20 protein-coding genes are annotated in these 23,694 nt (G+C 46.4%); 8 read left to right on the forward strand and 12 right to left on the reverse strand.

Annotation, left to right across the window (positions count from 1 at the left end):
• Window positions 1-27: 27 nt before the first annotated feature.
• The 5 genes from BGM23_RS20190 to BGM23_RS20205 all read right to left on the reverse strand — a co-directional run bounded on the left by BGM23_RS20190 (window position 28) and on the right by BGM23_RS20205 (window position 3,249).
• The gene (locus BGM23_RS20190; RefSeq protein ID WP_046664292.1) at window positions 28-210 is read right to left on the reverse strand and encodes a hypothetical protein; all 183 of its coding nucleotides are present in this window, start codon (window positions 208-210) and stop codon (window positions 28-30) included.
• Complete coding sequence (locus BGM23_RS22050; protein ID WP_164833588.1) at window positions 138-350, reverse strand: hypothetical protein; 213 nt, start codon at window positions 348-350, stop codon at window positions 138-140. Before BGM23_RS22050 ends, BGM23_RS20190 begins: the two co-directional genes overlap by 73 nt.
• An 81-nt stretch (window positions 351-431) precedes the next feature.
• On the reverse strand, window positions 432-1,016 hold the full coding sequence (locus BGM23_RS20195) for a L,D-transpeptidase (RefSeq protein ID WP_015252852.1): 585 nt from the start codon (window positions 1,014-1,016) through the stop codon (window positions 432-434).
• Complete coding sequence (gene folE2 / locus BGM23_RS20200; protein WP_029727070.1) at window positions 1,013-1,927, reverse strand: GTP cyclohydrolase FolE2; 915 nt, start codon at window positions 1,925-1,927, stop codon at window positions 1,013-1,015. Before folE2 ends, BGM23_RS20195 begins: the two co-directional genes overlap by 4 nt.
• 116 nt (window positions 1,928-2,043) lie before the next feature.
• The gene (locus tag BGM23_RS20205; protein WP_003246358.1) at window positions 2,044-3,249 is read right to left on the reverse strand and encodes an MFS transporter; all 1,206 of its coding nucleotides are present in this window, start codon (window positions 3,247-3,249) and stop codon (window positions 2,044-2,046) included.
• Between the two features lie 179 nt (window positions 3,250-3,428).
• Between BGM23_RS20205 and nasB the strand changes: the two genes are divergently transcribed.
• The 5 genes from nasB (at window position 3,429) to cobA (ending at window position 12,285) form a co-directional block, all read left to right on the forward strand.
• The gene (gene nasB, locus BGM23_RS20210) at window positions 3,429-5,744 is read left to right on the forward strand and encodes an assimilatory nitrate reductase electron transfer subunit NasB (protein ID WP_029727069.1); all 2,316 of its coding nucleotides are present in this window, start codon (window positions 3,429-3,431) and stop codon (window positions 5,742-5,744) included.
• Window positions 5,745-5,750: 6 nt separating this feature from the next.
• Window positions 5,751-7,883 carry an assimilatory nitrate reductase catalytic subunit NasC gene (gene nasC, locus BGM23_RS20215; RefSeq protein ID WP_029727068.1) on the forward strand — a complete coding sequence of 711 codons (2,133 nt, stop codon included), beginning with the start codon at window positions 5,751-5,753 and terminating at the stop codon, window positions 7,881-7,883.
• 120 nt (window positions 7,884-8,003) lie between these two features.
• Window positions 8,004-10,421, forward strand: coding sequence for an NADPH-nitrite reductase (nasD, locus tag BGM23_RS20220; RefSeq protein ID WP_029727067.1), 2,418 nt, complete (start codon window positions 8,004-8,006; stop codon window positions 10,419-10,421).
• A 31-nt stretch (window positions 10,422-10,452) separates the two neighbouring features.
• Window positions 10,453-10,773 (forward strand): nitrite reductase small subunit NirD, encoded by a 321-nt coding sequence (gene nirD / locus BGM23_RS20225; protein WP_003246252.1) that lies wholly within the window; start codon window positions 10,453-10,455, stop codon window positions 10,771-10,773.
• Between the two features lie 60 nt (window positions 10,774-10,833).
• Complete coding sequence (gene cobA / locus BGM23_RS20230; protein ID WP_080348067.1) at window positions 10,834-12,285, forward strand: uroporphyrinogen-III C-methyltransferase; 1,452 nt, start codon at window positions 10,834-10,836, stop codon at window positions 12,283-12,285.
• A 31-nt stretch (window positions 12,286-12,316) separates the two neighbouring features.
• Here the strand turns inward: cobA and ffoR are convergent, their stop codons facing one another.
• Window positions 12,317-13,327: a ferredoxin--NADP(+) reductase gene (ffoR, locus tag BGM23_RS20235; protein ID WP_029727065.1), complete on the reverse strand. Its 1,011-nt coding sequence runs from the start codon at window positions 13,325-13,327 to the stop codon at window positions 12,317-12,319.
• Between the two features lie 154 nt (window positions 13,328-13,481).
• Between ffoR and BGM23_RS20240 the strand changes: the two genes are divergently transcribed.
• The 3 genes from BGM23_RS20240 (at window position 13,482) to BGM23_RS20250 (ending at window position 16,182) form a co-directional block, all read left to right on the forward strand.
• Window positions 13,482-14,336, forward strand: coding sequence for an alpha/beta fold hydrolase (locus BGM23_RS20240; protein WP_019712511.1), 855 nt, complete (start codon window positions 13,482-13,484; stop codon window positions 14,334-14,336).
• A 99-nt stretch (window positions 14,337-14,435) separates the two neighbouring features.
• Complete coding sequence (locus tag BGM23_RS20245) at window positions 14,436-15,320, forward strand: permease (protein WP_072692963.1); 885 nt, start codon at window positions 14,436-14,438, stop codon at window positions 15,318-15,320.
• A gap of 4 nt (window positions 15,321-15,324) precedes the next feature.
• A complete protein-coding gene (locus tag BGM23_RS20250; protein ID WP_029727064.1) occupies window positions 15,325-16,182 on the forward strand; it encodes a TIGR03943 family putative permease subunit in 858 nt (285 codons plus the stop codon).
• A 36-nt stretch (window positions 16,183-16,218) separates the two neighbouring features.
• On the opposite strand, the gene putR is transcribed toward BGM23_RS20250, so the two are convergent.
• From putR to cah, 6 genes are all read right to left on the reverse strand, one after another.
• Window positions 16,219-17,454, reverse strand: coding sequence for a proline utilization transcriptional regulator PutR (putR, locus tag BGM23_RS20255; RefSeq protein ID WP_003234651.1), 1,236 nt, complete (start codon window positions 17,452-17,454; stop codon window positions 16,219-16,221).
• Between the two features lie 152 nt (window positions 17,455-17,606).
• Window positions 17,607-19,061, reverse strand: coding sequence for a sodium/proline symporter PutP (gene putP / locus BGM23_RS20260; RefSeq protein WP_072692962.1), 1,455 nt, complete (start codon window positions 19,059-19,061; stop codon window positions 17,607-17,609).
• 90 nt (window positions 19,062-19,151) lie between these two features.
• Window positions 19,152-20,699 carry an L-glutamate gamma-semialdehyde dehydrogenase gene (pruA, locus tag BGM23_RS20265; protein WP_003234655.1) on the reverse strand — a complete coding sequence of 516 codons (1,548 nt, stop codon included), beginning with the start codon at window positions 20,697-20,699 and terminating at the stop codon, window positions 19,152-19,154.
• Between the two features lie 16 nt (window positions 20,700-20,715).
• The gene (gene putB, locus BGM23_RS20270; protein WP_072173922.1) at window positions 20,716-21,627 is read right to left on the reverse strand and encodes a proline dehydrogenase PutB; all 912 of its coding nucleotides are present in this window, start codon (window positions 21,625-21,627) and stop codon (window positions 20,716-20,718) included.
• Window positions 21,628-21,816: 189 nt separating this feature from the next.
• Entirely contained in the window at window positions 21,817-22,599 is a 783-nt protein-coding gene (locus BGM23_RS20275) for a nucleotidyltransferase domain-containing protein (protein WP_029727061.1), read from the reverse strand.
• An 83-nt stretch (window positions 22,600-22,682) separates the two neighbouring features.
• Complete coding sequence (cah, locus tag BGM23_RS20280; RefSeq protein ID WP_029727060.1) at window positions 22,683-23,639, reverse strand: cephalosporin C deacetylase; 957 nt, start codon at window positions 23,637-23,639, stop codon at window positions 22,683-22,685.
• Window positions 23,640-23,694 lie beyond the last annotated feature (55 nt).

Consider the following 23,694-nt stretch of genomic DNA (forward strand, 5'->3'; position numbering starts at 1 on the left):
AATAATGCCTCCATTAAAATAGAATGATTACGATTTAAATTGTATACTTCGCCATATGTACAATAGTGTAGAGCAGCTTTTCGCGCTCATTTCTCGCTGCCACCCGGTTTCTAAATCAGTAAAGGCTCCAACCGCGTTTAATCCTTTTCCCCATCGCAAATCCTTGCCGACATTCGGAAAACCGCAGCTTGCATAAAGCAATCGCTCCACTTGCGTTGCTGAACCGATGGAAAGCGCAAATATCTCATCAGAAAGTAGCTTGGGTTTCGTTTCCAGTTTTCAAGAGACGCTTCATGGGGATCAATGACAGCAAGATCCTTAGCCTTTCCGCTTTTCACAGATACAGCCAATGATAAGCCATTTACCACAAAACGCAATTGTTACGATTTAAATCGTATGGTCTTTTTTCCTTTTTGTCAACGGTTTTCAATTCAGCTGATCACCACTTTTGTATGTTCAGGGATATTTTCATATACCCATTTCGCATCTGGAATGGTCAGCCTGATACATCCGTGAGATGCTTTCGTTCCTAGTTTTTCTGCTTCCGTTTTGATGACTTTTTGATCCTTAGTCATTGGCACACTATGAAATAAAAATTCACCGTGATTTTTCCATGATACCCAGTATTCTGCGCCTTCCTGGTATCCTTCGGAGAAAAACCATTCTCCCCGTTCAGGCTCTACATAAAAGGTGCCCTTTGGCGTAGCATCATCTTTTGTTTGATCAAGACCAGAAGAAATCATCATTGTATAGATGGTGTTGCTTCCTTCCTTGATGTAAGCCTTCTGCTCCTTCACATTCACATCAATCCAGACATGCTTCTGTTTAATATCCGGGTATTCTCCGCCCGAAGGCTTTGTCCAATCAATGCTTGTTTTTGCTGTTTTTCGAACGTCCGTTATGTTTTCGACCGTTTTCTTTGTATTGATACTTGCGTGTTCTTCTGCATGATCGGAGCAGGCTGACAGCAGGCTGACTGGCATAAGAACTGCAATAATGAATAATGAGAGTTTCATATTTTATCCACCTGTTTCGAAAAACGCAGCTTCGCGCAGGCATCGTGGAGATGGATCGATTCTTCATTGCGGCATTCAATCTCAAAGGCCGACACCCATTCAAGCTCAAACAAATCAGCAGCAATCAGCCGGACGAGATCCTCAACAAATCTCGGGTTTTCATAGGCCGTTTCTGTCACGGCTTTTTCATCAGGCCGCTTCAATACCGGATGCAGTCTCGCAGAAGCATTTGATTCTGCGGCGTGAAGCAAATCAGCTTTAACATCACTTGGCAGCGATGCGGCCGGGTGAATATCCGCCCAAATGCTGACCGTTCCCCTCTGATTATGGGCACTGTATTCGCTGATTTCCTTGGAGCAAGGGCACAGAGTCGTTACTTTTGCTGAGATGCCGGCACGCTGTTTAAACGGCTGATCTTTGCGATAGGTGACAGACATGAATATATCAGCATGCATCAAACCCGCTTTCTCAAGCTTCGGGCTTTTCCGTTCGAAAAACCACGGAAACCGCACTTCGACTGAAGCAGAGGACTGGCCCATGTTTTCCGCAAGCTCTTTCGTAAATTGCTGAAGAGAGGAAAATGAGAGAATCCAGCCATTTTGATGATAGACTTGCAGCAGCTCTGTTAACCGGCTCATGTTAATCCCCTTCTGATTTCTCGGCAAATTACAAGTCATTGTAAAGTTCGCAGCCGTTGTTTGCTCGGCAGGCATCATGGCAGAAGTGATTGTGACTGGATGGGACACATTAGCTACACCTACATGCTGAATGTCAAAAAAATAATCCTTCCTGATATTTTGCAGGTCCTTCATTTTCTCTTTTTCCACTGGTTTCTCGCCTTTGATCGGACTGACCGATCCAAAGTATTGAAGACGCTCCGTTTTTTTCGGGAGCAGCGTATGTTGATTCATTTAGAAAACTCCTCTCACTAACAAATCGTAATAATTACTATTTATTTTGATCGGTTCACTGTTGAAAATCAAGAGAAAATAAAAAAGACACGCACAAACGCGTGTCCGTCAAAATCCTAAACATCCGCCGGGCTGCTTTCCGCGCTCCAGCTTTTCCGCCAGTAATAGCCTGCGGCAAGCACAAGTGCAAACGCCAGCAGCGCGATACAGGAAAACGTGATAAAACCGATAGCATATGTGCCTGTCATCTGTTTGAGAGATCCTAAGATGTTCGGCAAGAAAAACCCTCCGATTCCTCCGGCCGCACCGACGATTCCCGTCACCATGCCGATTTCTTTGCGGAAGCGCTGCGGCACGAGCTGGAATACTGCGCCGTTTCCCATTCCGAGCCCCATCATTCCGACAAACAATAGAACAATAACCATTGAGAGAGATGGCAGGCTGCTGACTCCGGCCATACACAGTGCCACGATGACAAACAATACAGAAAGAACTTTCGTGCCGCCGACACGATCTGAAATCAAGCCCCCGACAGGCCGGAAAAAGCTCCCCGCCGCCACACATAATGTAACGAAGTCCCCTGCGTGAATTTTTGACAGCTGGTATTGATCAACAAAGAAAATAGATAAAAAGCTTGAGAGCCCGACAAATCCGCCAAATGTGACGCTGTACAGCAGGCAGAAAAACCATGTTTCCTTTTGCCCAAACACATGCAGATAGCTTTTGAGCGGCTGGGGAGACGGCTGTGCAGGGGAATCCTTTGCCATGGATACAAAAAGAATAAAGACGATCAATAATGGAATTAGCGCAATTCCCATGACAATGTGCCAGCCGAACTGCTCTGCCAGACGAGGGCCAAACAGGGTTGCAAACAACGTGCCGCTGTTCCCCGCTCCGGCAATCCCCATCGCAAGTCCCTGCAAATGAGGCGGATACCAGCGGCTGGCCATAGGCAGCGCTACAGCAAAGCTTGCTCCCGCCACGCCAAGCAGAATCCCGATGGCATACAGCTCAGTCAGGGAACGGCCGCCGAATGTCCCCCAAAGCAGCGGAATCATCGTCACCAGCATCCCGATCACTGCCGTTTTTTTCGGTCCGATTCTGTCCGTTAAAATACCAAGAATGATACGAAACACAGATCCAGATAAAATCGGCACAGCTACGACAAGCCCTTTCTCAAAAGGAGACAGGCCAAAATCCTGAGAAATATAAACACCCAGCGCCCCAAGCATAACCCATATCATAAAACTGACATCAAAGTATAAAAAGGAACAGAGCAAAGTGAGTGGATGACCGCTAGTTTTCAGTTCCGACAGCTTCATAAGATTCCCCTTTCTAGACCCTCATTATTTTACATTTTCTGAATCAAGGATATAGGACCATTATTTTCTGGAAAAGACATGTGTAAGTTTTTGTGACACGTTTAATGCGTTAACAATGCATTGTGACATAATTTTTAATAGGAGAAAACTTACGAGCTTCGCCAAAGGAGGTCTGATACATGAAGAAACAAAGATTGGTGTTAGCGGGAAACGGCATGGCCGGAATCCGCTGTATTGAAGAAGTATTAAAGCTGAATCGCCACATGTTTGAGATTGTCATTTTCGGAAGCGAGCCGCATCCCAATTACAATCGCATTCTCTTATCCTCTGTATTGCAGGGTGAAGCGTCACTCGATGATATTACACTGAACAGCAAGGATTGGTACGACAAGCACGGGATCACGCTTTACACAGGCGAAACGGTTATTCAGATTGATACAGATCAGCAGCAGGTCATCACAGATCGGAAACGCACTCTGTCGTATGACAAATTAATAGTGGCAACAGGTTCCTCCCCTCATATTCTCCCTATCCCCGGGGCAGACAAAAAAGGTGTCTATGGATTTCGGACAATAGAAGACTGCCAAGCACTGATGAAGATGGCCCAGCACTTTCAAAAGGCTGCGGTAATCGGAGCCGGCTTATTAGGACTGGAAGCTGCAGTCGGTTTACAGCATCTCGGTATGAATGTCAGCGTCATTCACCACTCCGCCGGCATTATGCAAAAACAGCTCGATCAAACAGCGGCGCGGCTGCTGCAAACAGAGCTGGAACAAAAAGGCCTAACCTTTCTTTTGGAGAAAGACACCGTCTCCATTTCCGGCGCCACGAAGGCAGACCGAATCCATTTTAAAGATGGCTCTTCATTAAAAGCAGACTTGATTGTGATGGCGGCCGGCGTCAAACCGAATATTGAATTGGCTGTATCCGCTGGAATCAAAGTGAACCGCGGGATCATCGTGAATGACTTCATGCAGACAAGCGAACCGAATATCTACGCCGTTGGTGAATGCGCTGAGCATAACGGAACGGTGTACGGATTGGTGGCTCCGCTTTATGAGCAGGGAAAAGCGCTCGCCAGTCATATTTGCGGCGTTCCATGTGAGGAATATCAAGGCTCAGCACCATCAGCGGCGTTAAAAATAGCTGGAATCGATGTGTGGTCAGCAGGAAAGATCCAAGAGGATGAACGCACGACGAGCATCAAAATCTACGACGAACAAGCAGGAGTTTATAAAAAAGCGCTTTTTGTAGATGAAAAACTGGCCGGCGTTATTTTATTCGGAGACACCCGTGACAAGCAGCGGCTTCTCGACAGCCTCCTTAAACAACGAGACATCTCCATTGTCAAAAAGCAGATCATCGAACCGGAGACAAGCGGCCCTTTATTTGAATCCATGCCTTCCAGTGAAACGATTTGCCAATGCAACACAGTGACGAAAGGCGCGATTGAAGAAGCGGTGCACACGAATAGCTTAACAACTGTTGAGGAAGTCAAGCACTGCACCAAAGCCACTGGGTCCTGCGGAGGATGCAAACCGCTCGTTGAAGACCTTTTGAGGCACATGACCAACAGCGAATATACGAAGCCCGCCGGCACACCTTCGTTTTGCAGCTGTACTGATTTTACAGAAGACGACATCATCGCTGAGCTTCAGCGCAGGCCATTCACTAATCCGGCAGAAGTGATGAACCAGCTTGACTGGAAAACAAAAAACGGATGCAGTACTTGTGTTCCTGCGATTCAATACTATCTGGAAATGCTGTACCCTGGGTTTGTCCAGCCTGAGCCAGCCACTGAAGAGACATGCATCCTGATCCCGCAAATGTACGGCGGGCGGACAAACGCGGAGCAGCTAAGAACCATCGCCAACATCATTGAGGCATACAGCATTCCCGACGTATCCATCACTCACGGCCAAAGGCTGAAGCTTTCCGGGATCAAGCCTGCGGATCTCCCGAACATAAAAAAAGACCTGAAGATGCCCGTTTACACTAATGAACACCGACACGCGCTGCAAAGCATCAAAGCATGTACATGCGGGCAAAATCGATCAATTCAGCAGCTGGCAGCCCAAATCGAAAGACAACTTGAGATGCTTCCCTTACCCGCTCCCATTTCTATCAGCTTATCATGTGAAACAGACTGCACCGATGCCGCCCTGCAAGATGTCGGCGCAATTCGGAGACAAGCTGGCTGGGACATTCACATCGGCGGCGTCCGGGGAACTCATGCCCGTTCAGGAGCTTTGTTTTGCGTGACTGAGAACGAAGACAGCACTGCCGGCATGATCAAAGGACTGATCCAGTATTATCGGGAAACGGCTCATTACTTAGAAGGTGTTCATCAGTGGATAGACCGTCTCGGGATCGTTCATATCAGAGAAGTGCTATTCGAAGAAGACCTAAGGGCACAGCTGCTGGAAAGCCTCCAAACAGATCTGTCACTGATTCAAAACCCGACTGTAGAGACGGGTGCATATAAGAAAGGATGAGGCATTTTGACTGAACGACTGCTTAGATATTTCCGTGATAAACAGCAAGACGTCCAATCAGAAAAAACATATGACACTCAATGCCCGTTTTGCAGCATGCAGTGCAAAATGCAGCTCGTGGAACAAACCATCGTCACGCGCAAAAAGTACACTGCGATCGGGATTGATAATCCTACAACACAGGGTCGGCTATGCATGAAGGGCATGAACGCCCACCAGCATGCCCTGAACTCCTCCCGCATCACCCGGCCGCTGCTGAAGAAAAACGGCGAGTTTATGCCTGTTTCCTGGGAAGAAGCACTGAATTACATTAAAGACCAAGTGACAATGATACAAGTAGAACACGGCCATGACGCTATGGCGGTATACGGAAGCGCCTCGATTACAAATGAAGAGGCGTATTTGTTAGGGAAATTCGCACGGGTGGGCTTACAGACAAAATACATCGACTACAACGGGAGGCTTTGTATGTCCGCCGCAGCAACCGCAGCCAACCAAACATTCGGCGCGGACAGAGGCTTAACGAATCCCTTATCAGACATTCCCCACACCCGTGTGATCATTCTGGCCGGCACCAATATCGCGGAGTGCCAGCCTACGATTATGCCATATTTTGAAAAAGCGAAAGAAAACGGAGCTTACATCATTGCCATTGATCCGCGTGAAACAGCGACAACAAAAATCGCCGATCTTCATTTGAAAATCAAACCCGGCACAGACGCCGCCCTTGCCAACGGTCTCGTCAAAATCATCATCGACGAACAGCTTATAAACGAGGATTTCATTCAATCACGAACAAATGGATTCGAAGAGCTGAAGCAGCATACTGACTCGTTGGACCTGAATGACATCGCCGAACAGACGAGTGTCCCCCTGGTGGATATAAGAAAAGCGGCTGTAAAGTTTGCCAAGGAAACGTCCGGCATGCTGTTTACAGCCCGCGGGATTGAACAGCAAACCGATGGAACAGCGGCTGTGAAAGGCTTCTTAAACATGGTGCTGATCACAGGAAAAATCGGCAAGCCTTACTCAGGTTACGGGGCGATCACCGGACAAGGCAACGGGCAAGGTGCAAGAGAGCATGGCCAAAAAGCCGATCAGCTTCCGGGCTATCGATCTATTGAAAACGAACAACACCGGGCACATGTTGCGAAAGTGTGGGGAATCCATCAGGATGATCTGCCGCGAAAAGGTGTCTCAGCCTATGAAATGATGGAAAAAATCAACGACGGCGACATCAAAGGATTGTTCCTCATGTGCTCCAATCCTGCTGTCTCCAGCCCAAATGCGAATCTCGTGAAAAAGGCTTTAAGGAAACTGACATTCTTTGTTGCAATCGATTTGTTTATTTCTGAGACTGCGAAATACGCAGATGTGATTTTACCTGCCTCCTCTTACTTAGAAGATGAAGGCACCATGACAAATGTAGAAGGACGCGTGACATTAAGAGAAGCAAGCCGGCCATGCCCCGGCGAAGCAAAGCATGATTGGCAGATCATTTGTGATCTCGCATCCGCTCTCGGCAAGGGCCGCTACTTTTCTTATACGTCAGCGGAGGATATTTTTAATGAATTGAGAGAAGCGAGCCGAGGCGGGATTGCCGATTATTCAGGCATCTCATACGGCAGGCTCAGACGTGAAGGCGGCATTCATTGGCCGTGTCCGGAATCTGATCATCCCGGAACTGGGCGCTTGTTTACAGAATCATTTGCTCATCCGGATCAAAAAGCGGCATTAAGTGTGATTCCAAACGAACCACCTGTTCCAAAAGAGAAGCCGACAGCCGATTATCCGCTTTATTTAACGACAGGCAGAGTCATGTCTCACTACTTAACAGGCGTCCAAACAAGAAAAAGCGCCGCCCTTGCCGCGAGACATTTTGAATCGTTTATGGAAATCCATCCGCAAACAGCAGCGACCTACAATATCGAGGACCGTGTACTGGTAAAAATAGAATCGCCGCGGGGAAGCATCACCGTCCGCAGCAAATTATCAGAACAAATCAGAAAAGATACTGTTTTTGTTCCCATCCATTGGGCAGACGCTCAAAATGTGAATGATTTAATCGGGGAAGCCTTAGATCCAGCCTGTAAAATGCCCGGTTTTAAGGTATGTACCGTCCGAATCAGACCCATTTAAATTTTTCATAAAATTTTTAGAACTTTTCGTATATTTTGTTACATTTTATAACATGTATCTTAAATATTCCTTTTCGCTGTGCTACGCTGGAAAAAACATTGATAAGGAGCGGATCATCTGATGGGAAAAAAACAGCTAGTTCTTGTTGGTAATGGAATGGCCGGGGTAAGGGCCATTGAAGAGATACTGAGTGTTGCTAAAGACGAGTTTCAGATCACAATTTTCGGTGCCGAACCGCATCCCAATTACAACCGAATCCTTTTGTCAAAAGTGCTTCAAGGCGATACAGATATTAAAGATATTACGTTAAACGATTGGGACTGGTACGAAGAAAACAACATTCAATTGTATACAAATGAAACAGTCATCAAAGTGGACACGGAAAACAAAACAGTCATCACAGATGCAGACAGAATCCAGCCTTACGATGAATTGATCCTGGCGACAGGCTCGGTCCCTTTTATCCTTCCGATTCCGGGCGCAGACAAAAAAGGCGTCACAGCTTTCCGGGACATAAAAGATACAGACACAATGCTCGCCGCGTCAAAACAATATAAAAAAGCTGCCGTCATCGGCGGAGGACTACTTGGTTTGGAAGCAGCTCGCGGACTGCTGAATCTCGGCATGGACGTGTCCGTCATCCACCTTGCCCCATTCCTGATGGAGCGCCAGCTTGATGCAACGGCAGGACGCCTGCTGCAAAACGAGTTAGAAAAACAAGGTATGACCTTTTTACTTGAAAAGCAAACAGAAGAAATTGTCGGTGATGACCGTGTCGAAGGCCTTCGCTTCAAAGATGGCACAAGCATTGAAGCCGATTTAGTCGTCATGGCTGTCGGCATCCGTCCGAATACAACACTCGGCGCCGAGAGCGGCATTCCGGTTAACCGCGGCATCATCGTCAATGATTATATGCAGACTGAAATCCCGCACATTTACGCGGTCGGCGAATGTGCCGAGCACCGCGGAATCGCCTACGGGCTTGTGGCACCGCTCTATGAACAGGCAAAAGTGCTGGCGAAGCATATTTGCGGCATCGAAACAAAACCGTATGAGGGCTCCGTTCTCTCCACACAGTTAAAGGTATCAGGCGTCGAGGTCTTCTCTGCCGGTGACTTTAACGAATCAGAGGAGAAAAAAGCGATTAAAGTCTTCGATGAGCAGGACGGCATCTATAAAAAAATAGTCCTGAGAGGCAATCAAATTGTCGGTGCTGTTTTATTCGGTGACAGCAACGAAGGCAACCGCCTGTTTTCTATGATTCAAAAAGAAGCCGATATCTCTGAAACCTCTAAAATATCAATCTTACAGCCTCTCAGCCAAGAAGCAGGCACAAGCATAACCGCAGCGATGAGCGACGATGAAATCATCTGCGGCTGTAACGGCGTGTCAAAAGGTGCGATTATTCAAGCCATACAGGAAAAGGGCTGCTCGTCAACGGACGAAATCAAAGCATGCACCGGCGCATCCCGCTCATGCGGAGGCTGTAAGCCACTCGTAGAAGAAATCCTCCAGCATACGCTCGGATCAGACTTTGATGCGTCAGCGCAAAAAGAAGCCATTTGCGGCTGCACCACATTGTCAAGAGATGAAGTCGTAGAAGAAATCAAAGCCAAAGGGCTGTCACATACAAGAGAAGTCATGAATGTGCTCGGCTGGAAAACGCCAGAAGGCTGTTCCAAATGCCGGCCGGCTCTGAACTACTACTTAGGCATGATCAATCCAACCAAATACGAGGATGACCGGACATCCCGCTTTGTTAATGAACGAATGCACGCCAATATTCAAAAAGACGGAACATACTCAGTCGTTCCTCGGATGTACGGCGGCGTGACCAACTCCACAGATTTGCGCAAGATCGCCGATGTCGTTGACAAATATGAGATCCCGCTCGTGAAAATGACAGGCGGCCAGCGAATTGATCTTATCGGCGTGAAAAAAGAAGACCTTCCGAAGGTATGGGAAGATCTTGATATGCCGTCGGGCTACGCATACGGAAAAACGCTCCGCACAGTGAAAACATGTGTAGGCGAGCAATTCTGCCGCTTCGGCACACAAGACTCCATGGCACTGGGCATTGCGCTTGAGAAAAAATTCGAAGGGCTAAACACGCCGCACAAAGTCAAAATGGCCGTGTCTGCATGCCCGCGAAACTGTGCGGAATCCGGCATTAAGGACCTTGGCGTTGTCGGCATCGACGGAGGCTGGGAGCTTTATGTCGGCGGAAACGGCGGAACCCACTTGCGTGCCGGCGATTTGCTGATGAAGGTGAAAACAAATGAAGAAGTCTTAGAATACGCAGGCGCTTACCTGCAATATTACAGGGAAACCGCAAACTATCTGGAGCGTACGTCCGCATGGCTTGAGCGCGTCGGTTTATCCCATGTCCAATCCGTGTTAAACGATCCGGAAAAGCGGCAGGAGCTGAACGACCGAATGAATGAAACACTCTCTGTCCACAAGGATCCGTGGAAAGACTTTTTAGAGGATAAACAAACCTCGAAAGAATTATTTGAAAATGTCGTGACCACATCATAATGACAAAAACAATCATTGAGGAGGAATGGGCATGGTAAACAAAGACGTAACAAAAGTATGTATCGGAAAAATTGAAGAATTGCCTGAACAATTAGGCAAAACAGTGTATATTGAAGATAAGGAGCTCGCGGTTTTCAAGCTTTCAGACGGAAGCATCCGCGCCATCGAAAACCGCTGTCCGCATAAAGGCGGCGTCCTGGCAGAAGGCATCGTCAGCGGTCAATATGTTTTCTGCCCGATGCACGACTGGAAAATTTCCTTAGAAGACGGAATCGTCCAAGAACCTGACCACGGATGCGTCAAAACATATGAAACGCTGATCGAAGGAGAACATGTTTATCTCGTATATTGATCAAAAGACCGGATCACTTTTCTAGTGGTCCTTCATTTTTTACAGTGACGGAAGGATGACATGATCATGAAGAACGGAATCGTATATTTCGTGGGAGCCGGACCCGGCGACCCAGGCCTGCTCACCATCAAAGGAAAACAGGCGCTCGAGGAAGCAGATGTGATTTTATATGACCGGCTCGCCAACCCGAAGCTGCTCGAATTTGCATCACCGGACTGCCAGTTTATTTATTGCGGAAAACTGCCAAACCGCCATTTTATGAAACAAAAAGAAATTAACGCCCTGCTGGTTGAAAAAGCATTAAATGGGTTAACCGTCGTTCGCTTGAAGGGCGGAGATCCGAGCGTATTCGGCAGAGTCGGCGAGGAAGCAGATGCTCTTCATGAGCACGGCATTCGCTATGAAATGGTGCCGGGAATCACCTCTGGAATTGCAGCGCCGCTATATGCGGGCATCCCCGTCACGCATCGGGATTTCGCATCGTCTTTTGCCATGATTACAGCGCATGATAAATCATTAAAAGGCACGCCGAACCTTGACTGGGAAGGGCTTGCACGAAGCGTACAAACCCTTGTTTTTTACATGGGTGTCAAGAACTTGTCTTATATTTGCCAGCAGCTTATTTCATACGGGAAATCGCCTTCTGTCCCTGTCATTGTCATCCAATGGGGAACGTGGGGCCGCCAGCGGAGTGTGAAAGGAACACTTGAGAACATTCAGCAAAAAGTGCAGGAACACCAGATTACAAACCCTGCGATTATCGTCATCGGAGACATCGTCAACTTTCAAACACACGGCTGGTTTGAAAGCAAACCGCTCATCGGACGGCATTTGATGGTTGTGACTCATGGCGAAGATGAAGACCCGCTTGCAGACAAGCTGCGCGATTCCGGCGCCGATGTCATCGAGTGGCCGAAATGGCGGACCGAAAACATGCCAGTCAATGAAGACATTCTTCGAAAGATTGGCACCTTTGAAGACGTTTTTTTCACATCGCGCCGAGCGGTTTGTGAATTTTTCAGAGCACTGGCTTCTCAGAAAATCGACATCCGCCAGCTGACAGCCAAACTGAGTGCAGCATCTGAGCAAGCAAAGACAGAGCTTGAGAAACGGGGCTTTCTTGTCACCGCCATTCAACCTGATTCAGAGAAACGTCTTGTTGTCGGGAGCCGCCATGCAGTGGAATTCATGCAAAAGCATGAATCCTGTTCGTTTTATATCACTCATGAAAACGTCATAGATGACCGGTTCACCCACATGATTCAGCGTACCATCAGTGAATCCCCGCTGCACATGGTCATTTGCCCGAACAAGCTGTCCGTTCAGCAATTGATCAATGGTGGCGAACAAATTGGCATTTCGCCGGAATTGTCAGCAAGCCGGCCCCCTATCGTCTGTATAGGCGATGACTCAGCTGCCGAAGCTTATGGATTCACAGCTGTACAAGAACAGGATGAATTGCTAGCTTTCATTCAGAATCAACAGACGCAGAAAAAGCTCCTTCACAGCTGATGGCTGGCAGCCCTTTCCCCCAAGGGCTGTTTTATTTATGTACCAATTTTTTATGATGGGTGGAATACATCGCCATATTCTCGGCCTTAGGGTCCAGATAAGCCTTGGCACTGTTGACCGCTGTCGGGCCTTCGGTAAAGCCGCCGGCAATCAATCTCAGCTTGCTTTCATAAAAAGCCGCGTCACCCGCTACAAACACGCCCGGAAGATTCGTCCGCATATGTCTGTCAGCTTTCACCCTGCCTTCTTCAATCTCCAGCCCCCACTCCATCATCGGCCCTAGATCAATTTTGAAGCCATGATTAATGATCAGCTCATCAATTTCTATGTCTTTCCTCTGGCCAGACTCAGTATGACAAACGGTCACGCTTTTGATGCCCTCTTCATCTCCGTTCAAATGCTCCAGCCGATAAGGCGTAAGCACCCGCACCGATGATTGCTTCATTTTCGTCACGCTGCTTTCCATTCCGCCGAATTCCTCACGCCGATGAACGACAGTCACAGACGCCGCAATCGGTTCAAGCTCATTAGCCCAATCGACCGCAGTATCTCCGCCGCCTGATATCACCACGCGTTTCCCTTTAAACGCATCGAGCTTCTCCACTCCATAATGAAGATTTTTGCCCGCATATCGGGCCGCATCCTCGCTGTCAAACTCATTGACCTCAAGTGTACCCATGCCGCAAGCCAAAATCACAGTTCTTGTATAGTGCTTTTCCCCTTCAGAACCCGTCAGTACAATGGTGCCGTCATTCAGGCGTTCAAACCCGGTCACACGCTGATTCAATACGATATCAGGATCAAATGTTGCCGCCTGCTCCTTCAGCTGCTCGATCAGCTGCTTTCCCGCAATCCCCGGTATGCCGCCGATATCGCGAATGATTTTCTCAGGAAAGAATAAAGACACCTTCCCTCCGAGCTTCGGCAAAAATTCGATTACCTTTGTTTTCAGCTCCCGCATCCCGCAGTAAAAAGCAGTAAACAGCCCAATCGGCCCGCCCCCTATTATCGTAACGTCATATACCTCTTGATTCTCAGCCATCCGTCCTGCCTCCCGTTCACATCTATATCAAAGTTTTAATTGAGAATGAATATCAATACAAAGTATATCATATTTCAAGGGCCTGTGTTTATTCATTTCTTCACCTTGTGATCAATTGCTGAAAACTCTATAATAGGACAAATGGGAGTAACAGATGAAAAGACAAGTCGAAACGATCACCTTTGATGGCAGTACACTAGAATATTCTGTGACAGGCAAGGGAACTCCGATCCTTGTCATGCATGGCGGGCATTCAAATTGTTACGAGGAATTCGGATACACAGCGTTGATTGAGCAAGGGTATTCCATCATTACGCCTTCAAGGCCCGGCTATGGACGAACGTCAAAAGAAATTGGAAAAAGTCTTGCCAACGCCTGCCGTTTCTATGTGAAATTATTAGATCATTTACAAATCAACAGTGTCCATGTGATCGCCATCTCAGCAGGAGGGCCGAGCGGCATATGCTTTGCCTCACATTATCCGGAAAGAGTAAATACATTGACCCTGCAATCCGCAGTCACCAAAGAGTGGCTCACCCCAAAAGACACTGAATATAAATTGGGGAGAATTCTCTTCCGCCCGCCGGTGGAAAAGTGGATATGGAAGCTGATTTCTTCTTTGAATAACGCTTTCCCGCGTTTGATGTTTCGAGCTATGAGCCCCCAATTCAGCACGCTTCCGTTTCAGCGAATCAAGTCCTTGATGGATGAAAAAGACATGGAAGCATTTCGGAAAATGAACAGCCGGCAACGCTCGGGTGAAGGATTTCTGATTGACTTGTCACAAACCGCCGCTGTCTCTTTAAAAGACCTGCAAGCCATCATATGTCCCGTGCTGATTATGCAAAGTGTTTATGATGGATTGGTTGACTTGTCACATGCACATCATGCAAAAGAGCACATTCGTGGCGCTGCTCTCTGTTTGCTTCACTCATGGGGACACCTGATTTGGCTCGGAAAAGAAGCTGCAGAAACAGACAGTATCCTACTCAGCTTTTTGGAATCCTAACCAAAGTGAAACGATCCTTTCCCCTCCTCCGTCAAACAAGCAGTGCCTTTTTTTCTGGTATCATAAGAAAGGCAGCTTAACATGAGCGGAGGTTTTATTGTGACAGCACAATCATCTTTTCTTCAGCTGAATTCTATTTTTATCAGCATTTTAATAGAAGCCATTCCGTTTATTCTGATTGGCGTCATACTTTCCGGAATCATTCAAATGTTTGTTTCTGAAGAAATGATTGCAAGAATCATGCCGAAAAACCGTTTTCTCGCCGTTTTATTCGGTGCGCTGGCCGGCGTTTTATTTCCCGCCTGCGAATGCGGCATCATCCCGATTACGAGGCGGCTTCTGTTAAAGGGAGTTCCTCTGCATGCGGGGGTTGCTTTCATGCTGACCGCGCCTATCATTAATCCTATCGTTTTATTTTCTACTTATATTGCGTTCGGGAATAGATGGAGCGTTGTCTTTTACAGAGGCGGACTGGCTCTCGCCGTTTCGCTGATCATCGGGGTCATCTTATCCTATCAATTTAAGGATAACCAGCTTTTAAAGCCTGATGAACCCGGGCACCACCATCATCATCACGGCACCGTGCTCCAAAAACTGGGCGGGACCTTGCGGCATGCCATTGATGAATTTTTCTCCGTGGGGAAATATTTAATCATCGGCGCCTTTATCGCAGCCGCTATGCAGACGTATGTCAAAACATCCACTCTGCTTGCGATCGGGCAGAATGATGTATCCTCTTCCCTCGTGATGATGGGACTGGCGTTTGTCCTGTCGCTTTGTTCAGAAGTTGATGCGTTCATCGCGTCTTCCTTCAGCAGCACATTTTCATTAGGATCGTTAATCGCCTTTCTCGTCTTTGGCGCAATGGTGGATATTAAGAATCTATTGATGATGCTTGCGGCCTTCAAAAAACGATTTGTTTTCCTGCTGATTACATACATTGTCGTGATTGTTTTAGCGGGATCACTACTGGTAAAGGGGTGATTGGGTGTTTCGTCTATTGGTGCTGATGGGATTTACGTTTTTCTTTTATCATCTGCATGCCTCAGGAAATCTAACAAAATATATCAATATGAAATATTCCTATCTGTCCTTTATTGCGATCTTCCTGCTGGCTATTCTGACCGCCGTCCAAGCGTGCCTATTTATCAAGTCGCCTGAAAAAAGCGGGCATCACCATGACCATGATTGCGGGTGCGGCCATGATCACGAGCATGACCATGAACAAAACAAGCCATTTTATCAGCGTTATTTGATTTATGTTGTTTTTCTTTTTCCTTTGGTGTCAGGCATCTTCTTCCCGATTGCAACGCTTGACTCATCCATAGTCAAAACAAAAGGGTTCTCATTTAAGGCGATGGAGAGCGGAGATCACTACTCCCAAACACAGTATTTGCGGCCTGATGCCAGCCTTTATTACGCGCAAGACAGCTATGACAAACAAATGAAACAGCTGTTTAATAAGTATTCCAGCAAAAAAGAGATTTCTCTGACCGATGACGATTTCCTAAAAGGAATGGAAACCATCTATAATTATCCGGGTGAATTTCTCGAACGGACGATAGAATTCCATGGATTTGCTTACAAAGGAAACGCAATTAACAAAAATCAGTTGTTCGTATTAAGGTTTGGCATCATTCACTGTATCGCTGATTCCGGCGTGTACGGGATGCTTGTGGAATTTCCGAAGGACATGGACATCAAGGATGATGAATGGATTCACATTAAGGGCACTCTGGCCTCAGAATATTACCAGCCATTCAAGTCAACTCTCCCTGTCGTCAAAGTAACTGACTGGAATACCATTAAAAAACCTGATGATCCGTATGTTTACAGAGGATTTTAAGTGAAGACGAAACCAGTACAAGTACTGGTTTCTTTTTTATTTCTTTTTCATCAGCATCAAATCGAGATAGAGCTGGCACCGCGTTCTGAAATCGCTTAAATCGATCGACGTCATCTCAGTAATCTGTTTGATGCGGTAATTCAATGTATTTTGGTGAATAAACAGCTGTTCTGCCGCTGGTTTTGTTTTGCAGTTGTTGAGGAGATAGATTTCCAAGGTTTTGAGCAGCTCAGTGCTGCTTTCTTCGTCTTTTGCTTTTAATAAAGCTAAATCTTTATTCTCGTATTCTAAAAATTCATTTTTCTGTTCGATGCTTTCTAAATAGCGGTAAATGCCGAGTTTGGCATATTCATATGGAATGTTTTCCTGATTGCCGGTGATTTCTGCGGCTTTGATGACTTCAAGTGCTTCTGTGTAGCTCTTGCCAAGTTTTAATAGGTGATTATATTCGTTTCCGATACCGATATAAATAGGGGTAGGTATTTTTTGAAAGTGAAAATGTGTTAACAGCTTGTTAATAAACTCAGAAGCTGCTGAGGAGACGGAGCTTTTTTGGGAAAAACTCGCTACGACGATGACAATGTTTGATTCGATCGTTAAGACATGACTGACCTTATCCCGTAAATTCAGGTACGACCTGATATTTTCCTTTAAATCCTCAACCGCTTCCCCATCCCCATTTGCGGCGTGCAGGATAACAACTGAAAACATGGAAGGCAGCACGGTGTTGATCCTTTCAGCTTCCCGTCTGAGTTCCTTCTCAGAGGTAAATTGCTGATAGATCGCCCGTTTGATGAGATCCTCTGCTTTTTCTTCCTTTTCCTGTTTCAATTTATTCGTTTTATAAATGATTTTCCCGACATGGAAGGAGGTCTCGTACAAAAAGTCGAGCTCTTCATCCGTCAGATTTTGGTCCAGCTCCTGAATCCAGATGTAGCCCATGACTTCCCCTTTGTGCTTTGCACTCACGACCACCCTCTGGTTTAACCCAATGCTTTCAATTTTATTGACGCGAAAAGGCTCAGGCTCTGTTTTCAATTTCTCAATAATTCCGTCCTTCAGAAACCTCTCAAAAATCTGGACCGGACACTTTTTCGAAAAAATAGTCTGCTGGTTGGCAGAATCAAAATGGTTAATATAGTAAGAATTATAGGCTAACAAAAAGAAATCCGCGCTTTCCAGTATCACTGGCTTTTGCAGTTCATAGCTAATAAAATCAATCAGCTTATCAACATCTGAAAATGAAAAAACTCTCTCTAAAAGCTCTTCCATACCTTTTTCTCCTATACTTTTTTTACTTTAATCATATCCATACGGGGTCTTTTTGTATAGAAAAAAATACGTTTGTTTCCAAAAGAAAAAAATGGCCGCTTAAAAGGAGAAAAGAGGAAAAAGGGACAGCCCCTTCCTCCTCCTTTCGATCTTTATTGTGACATTGTATCTTGGTAGTCGTTGAACTGGTCTGTGACAGCTTGTGACGGAGCCTGCGTCAATATGCTGACAAAAAAGACAGATAATAGACTCGCAGCAAAACCAGGTATCATTTCATACAGAAAGTCCGAAAGACCGGCATTCGCCCAAATGATTACAGTCGCTGCTCCCACAATCATGCCGGCGAGTGCCCCCCATTTAGTCATTCGTTTCCAAAACAGACTGAGCAGTACAACCGGCCCGAATGATGCACCGAAGCCCGCCCACGCGTAGCTGACCAATCCAAGGATGGTGTTATTTTTCTCCCAAGCCAGAACCAACGCGACAATTGAAACAGCCAGAACAGCCAGTCGGCCTAAAAACACCAGTTCTTTATCTGAAGCTGAGCGTCTGAACATCGACTTATACAAATCTTCTACCAGAGAGCTTGATGTCACAAGCAGCTGGGAAGAAATTGTACTCATAATCGCGGCCAAAATCGCTGAAATCAGAAAACCCGTGATAATCGGATGGAACAAGATATTCCCTAATTGAATAAAAATCGTCTCTGGGTCCTTCAGTGTCATGCCGCGCTGATGGTAATAAGCGATTCCGCCCAAACCGGTCAGCACTGCGCCTACTGCAGACAAAATCATCCAGCCCATCCCAATTCTGCGCGCTCTTTTGATCTCTTTTACGGACGTTATCGCCATAAAACGCACAATAATATGCGGCTGGCCAAAGTATCCCAGCCCCCAGGCAAACAAAGAAATAATGCCAAGGACGCTCGTTCCTTTGAAAATATTAAACATATCAGGATCTACAGAGCGGATGTCAGCAACTGTATCACCTGCTCCTCCCGTGTGGAAAAACGTAACGATCGGCACAAGAATGAGTGCGGCAAACATAATGATCCCCTGAACAAAATCTGTCCAGCTGACTGCCAAAAAGCCGCCAAACAGGGTATATGCCACAACAACACCCGTCACAATCCACAGGCCGGTGTGATAATCCATCCCCAAGATGCTGTTGAATAAGACGCCGCCGGACACCATTCCGGACGATACATAAAACGTGAAAAAGACTAAAATGACAATTCCTGAAAACAGTCTGAGAAGCTTTGTTTGATCTCCGAAGCGATTTTCCAGGAATCCGGGAATTGTAATCGAATTCCCCGCTTTTTCAGTATAGGTTCTCAGCCGCGGTGCGACGTAAAGCCAGTTCGCCCACGCTCCAAGGCAAAGTCCGATGACGATCCAAGCGCCGCTCAGACCAGTAGAAAACATGGCGCCCGGAAGCCCCATTAGCAGCCAGCCGCTCATATCGGCAGCGCCGGCACTGAGAGCAGTTACTGCCGGACCCAAAGAGCGTCCTCCCAGCATGTAATCCGTCAGATTCGACGTACGCTTGTAAGCAAAGTAGCCGATTAGCAGCATTCCCGCCATATAAATACAAATCGAAATAATCAGCTGTGTGTTTTCTATGGCACTTCCTCCTCTTTTTTATAGTATATGGATGAAATGGACACCCCCGCAGGGAGGATGCCCATTTAGTCCCGCTTAGAACATTTCACTGATTGTTTTTGCTTGCATATGCAGAGCCAAGTAATCCGGCCCGCCTGCTTTTGAATCCGTTCCGGACATTTTGAAGCCGCCAAACGGATGGTAGCCGACGATAGCACCTGTACAGTTGCGGTTGAAGTATAGGTTTCCGACATGGAATTCCTGTTTCGCACGCTCGATGTGCTTGCGGTTGTTTGTGATTACTGCGCCTGTCAAACCATATTCAGTATTGTTTGCCACTTCTAAAGCTTCATCAAAGTCTGACACTTTACAAAATGCAACGACAGGTCCGAAAATTTCTTCCTGCATGAGTCTTGCTTTCGGATCAAGGTCAGCGAAGATCGTCGGTTTGATGAAGTATCCTTTCGAATCATCACCAGTACCGCCGCTTACTAGGCGCCCTTCCTGTTTTCCGATCTCAATATAGCTCATAATTTTATCATAAGAACCTTGGTCAATGACAGGTCCCATATAAACATCTGCACTGTCAGGTTTAGCTGTTACTTTTGATTCCGTAATTTCAATGACACGCTCTAATACTTGATCATACACTTTTTCATGAACAACTGCACGTGAACCTGCAGAGCATTTTTGTCCCGCAAAGCCGAATGCTGAAGTAAAGATCGATTGAGCCGCTAATTCAATGTCCGCATCCTCATCAACAACAACCGTATCTTTACCGCCCATTTCAGCGATGACACGCTTTAAATGCTGCTGGCCCGGCTGAACCTTCGCCGCGCGTTCGAAAATTCTCGTACCAACTTCTCTTGATCCCGTAAATGTGATAAGGCTTGTTTTCGGATGGTCAACAAGATAGTCGCCTACTTCCGCTCCGCTTCCCGGAACAAAGTTGACTACGCCTTTTGGCAATCCGGACTCTTCAAGCACCTCAACAAATTTTGCTGCAATAACAGGTGTAGCACTCGCAGGTTTCAGAACCACTGTGTTTCCAGTAACGATCGGCGCCACTGTTGTGCCTGCCATGATCGCAAACAAGAAGTTCCAAGGCGGGATAACGACTGTCACTCCAGTCGGCGTGTATACATATTGGTTTTTCTCGCCTTCACGGCTGTTGACCGGTTTGCCTTTTGCCAGTTCGATCATTTGTCGTGCATAATACTCCATGAAGTCAATCGCTTCAGCCGTATCGGCATCCGCCTCGTTCCAAGGCTTTCCTGCTTCTTTCACAAGCAAAGCTGAGAATTCATGTTTTCTTCTGCGGACTTTGGCAGCAGCGCGGAACAGGACAGCCGCTCTCTCTTCAGGAGACGTGTATCTCCACTCTTCAAATGCTTTTGCAGCCGCTTGAATCGCTTGCTCAGCGTGCTCTTGAGAAGCTTTTGACACTCGGCCGACGACTTCTTCTTTATCAGCCGGGTTGATTGAAACGATTTTCGCTTCCGTTTCCACTCTCTCGCCGTTAATGACAAGCGGATAGTCTTTTCCTAAATATTCGCTTACTGTCGCAAGCGCTTTTTTAAACGCTTCCACGTTGTTTTGATCTTGGAAATTTGTGAATGGCTCGTGTTTGTAAGGTGTTGTCATGATAATCTCTCCTTTTTTACTTCTTTGTCATTCCTTTGAAAGCAAATGCAATGTTTGACGGACGTTCTGCAAGGCGTCTCATAAAGTAGCCGTACCAATCCTCGCCGTATGGCAGGTAGACTCTCATGTTATAACCTTCTTTTACGAGGCTGAGCTGGGTTTGCGACCGCATGCCGTACAGCATCTGAAATTCAAACTTGTCATTGGCAATGCCATGTTCCTTGGCAAGCTGCTTTGTAAAGTCGATCATTTTGTCGTCATGTGTGGCAATCGCTGTATAGTGACCGTTTAAGAGCTGCTTTCGGATGATTTTTTTGTAATTTTCATCGACATCGCTTTTCTCTGGGAAAGCTACTTTTTCTGATTCTTTATAAGCTCCTTTTACAAGGCGAAGGAACGGGTTTAAAGAATTCAAATCGTCAATGTCTTTTTCCGTCCGGTACAGATAGGCTTGCAGCACTGTGCTCACATGCTCGTATTTCTTTCTGAAATCTTTGAAAATATCAAGCGTTTTCTGGCATCTGACTTCGTCCTCCATGTCAATGGTGACCATGATTTTATGTTTCTCGGCCGTCTGAAGGATTTTTGTCATATTTTCATACACCAAATCCATATCTATATCCAAACCTAAAGACGTCATTTTTAAAGAAACGTGTGAGTTCAGCTCCTGATCCGCGATGGTCGCAATGGTTTGAATGCACTCTTCCGTACGCTCCCGTGCGACCTCGGCGCTGTTCACAAACTCGCCTAAATGATCGACAGTAACTGACAAGCCTTGGCTGTTAAGCTGTCGAATGGTCGGGATTGAACTGTTAAAGTCATTCCCGCCGATAATTTTACCCGCTGCTACCCGGCTTCCCCAGTTCCTCGCCATTTTATTGAGAAAGCCGCTTTTGGATAAAAATAAGAAAAAATCTCTTGTGATCACTTCCAACCTCAACACCCCGCAATCTAAGAAGTATTTGTATGAGTTTATTGTAAATGGACAAAACCAGCGTTCACAATATTCTCAAAATACAAAGATTCTGATTATTTTTGTGGGTTTGCCACAATCAGATAGTTAGAAAGTCGGGGGGGATTCTGTCGAATAAAGGAGAAAAGGAAGCGACAAAAAACATCAGCTTCCTCCATCCTTCCACACTTCTTCAACCGTATTCAAAAGCAAACGGTTCAATTCAGATGTCATATCTTTTTTCTCTGCCTTCAGTTCTTTTGCCGCTTCCATGATTCTTTCGATTTCCGTTTCAACGAATTGGTGAATAACATCGATTCTTGCTTCGAGGTCAAGCTCTTCCCCTCTTCTTTTCCGTTCAAGCAAGGTTTCCATTTCAGCCTTCAGCTCGGATTCAGCAACAAGTTCATTCATCAAAACAGTAAAGTCCATTGGCGGAATGGTTCCGTGCTTTTCAATCCATTGGCAAGCCAAAATAGGCCGAAGAACGTAGAAGTACTTTTTAATTTTGACCTCTTGTCCTTGTAGATAATCCTTGACGTTCCTTCTCGCCATATTGATATAGTGATACACGCTTGCTTCAGGCTTAAATGCCTCCGTGCGCAGTTTTCTTAACTGCTCTGCGGTCGTAAATGCTTCATAATACACAATGTCTGAGGACAGCCATTCGAGGAGCGGAGGGTTTGATTTTTTGAAAAGCCGAAGCGTTTTTCTCAGCTCCCAGCCGCTGATATCCAGCAAATCGTGAATCGGTTCCTCAATGACATCACGCTCCTGCTCAATTGAAAAATACCACTCCTTTTTCGGCACATAAATAAAGCGGACGTCGTAATCACTATCCTGCGAGGGAAATCCCCATGCGCGGCTTCCTGACTCGACGGCATACACGATTTTGACTCCGTATGACTGCTCGATCCGTTTTAATTCATCAATGATTCTTTGTTTCATATCTATTCGTCTCCAGTCTGTTCTCATTCCGGCAGTTTGCAGAAAAAAACCGCCTGATGATATGCGGCGGCTTTTCACATTTATCAGCCTTTAAGATGCTGCTTAAAAAAAGCAAGTTTTTCCGTTTGAAAAGCAGGGATATACTCATGTCCGAAGTAGCGGTACACCTTCAGCTCTTTCTCTGTTTCCAAATGATTGTAGGCGGCAAACACGGTGGACGGCGGCGTGACCTTGTCAATCAGGCCGATTGACATCAGGACAGGCACCTTCACTCGGTCAGCGAGATTCATAATATCGAAATATGCAAGTGTCTTCATCGCCTGCACTTCTGTTTCCGGGCTGCCATTTCTTCTGAAGAAGGAATTGATTTCAAGGTACGGCTGTTCAAGCGCCACATCAATGGCCCGTTCGAAGTTGCTTAAATAAGGATAATCAGCAACCGCGGCTTTTGGAATGTCTGACAGCGCCGCTGCGGCAATGGTTAAACCTCCGCCTTGGCTTCCTCCTGTCACACCGATCCTTGTTTCATCAACCTCGTCAAAGCTGCTGATGACCTCAAGCGCGCGGACGGCGTCCAAATAAACACCGCGGTAATAGTATGTATCTTTATCAAGAATTCCTTTCGTCATCCAGCCCAAAGCGTGACCGTGCGGTGAAATACTCGTATCCTCGCTGCTCTGCTGGCCGCGGACAAGCATGCCGAATGCGGCGTAGCCATGGAGTGCCCAGTTTACCATTTCATGAATCTCACCATCATAGCTTGCATTGTAGCCATGATATTTCACGATCGCCGGATGCGGGCCTTCCTTGTCAGGCACCGCGTACCATCCGGTAATGCGGGCGTTTCCGAAGCTTTTATATGTGAGACGGTACACTTTTACTCCGTCAGCAGGATAGTCAACCGGCTGTAAATCAGGTTCTGCTTGGACTTTTGCAAGTTCCTCCAAAGACAATTTCCAAAACTCAGAAAAATCTTTCGGTGCTGTTTTTTCAGGCTTATATGTTTGCAATTGGTCGAGCGGCAGATCGAATAGTTGCATTTCCGATTATTCCCCTTTGTTTTATAAGATATAGTTTGTATTCCTATACTACCAC

It is taken from the genome of Bacillus sp. FJAT-14266 (assembly GCF_001719225.1).
Taxonomy (GTDB): domain Bacteria; phylum Bacillota; class Bacilli; order Bacillales; family Bacillaceae; genus Bacillus; species Bacillus subtilis.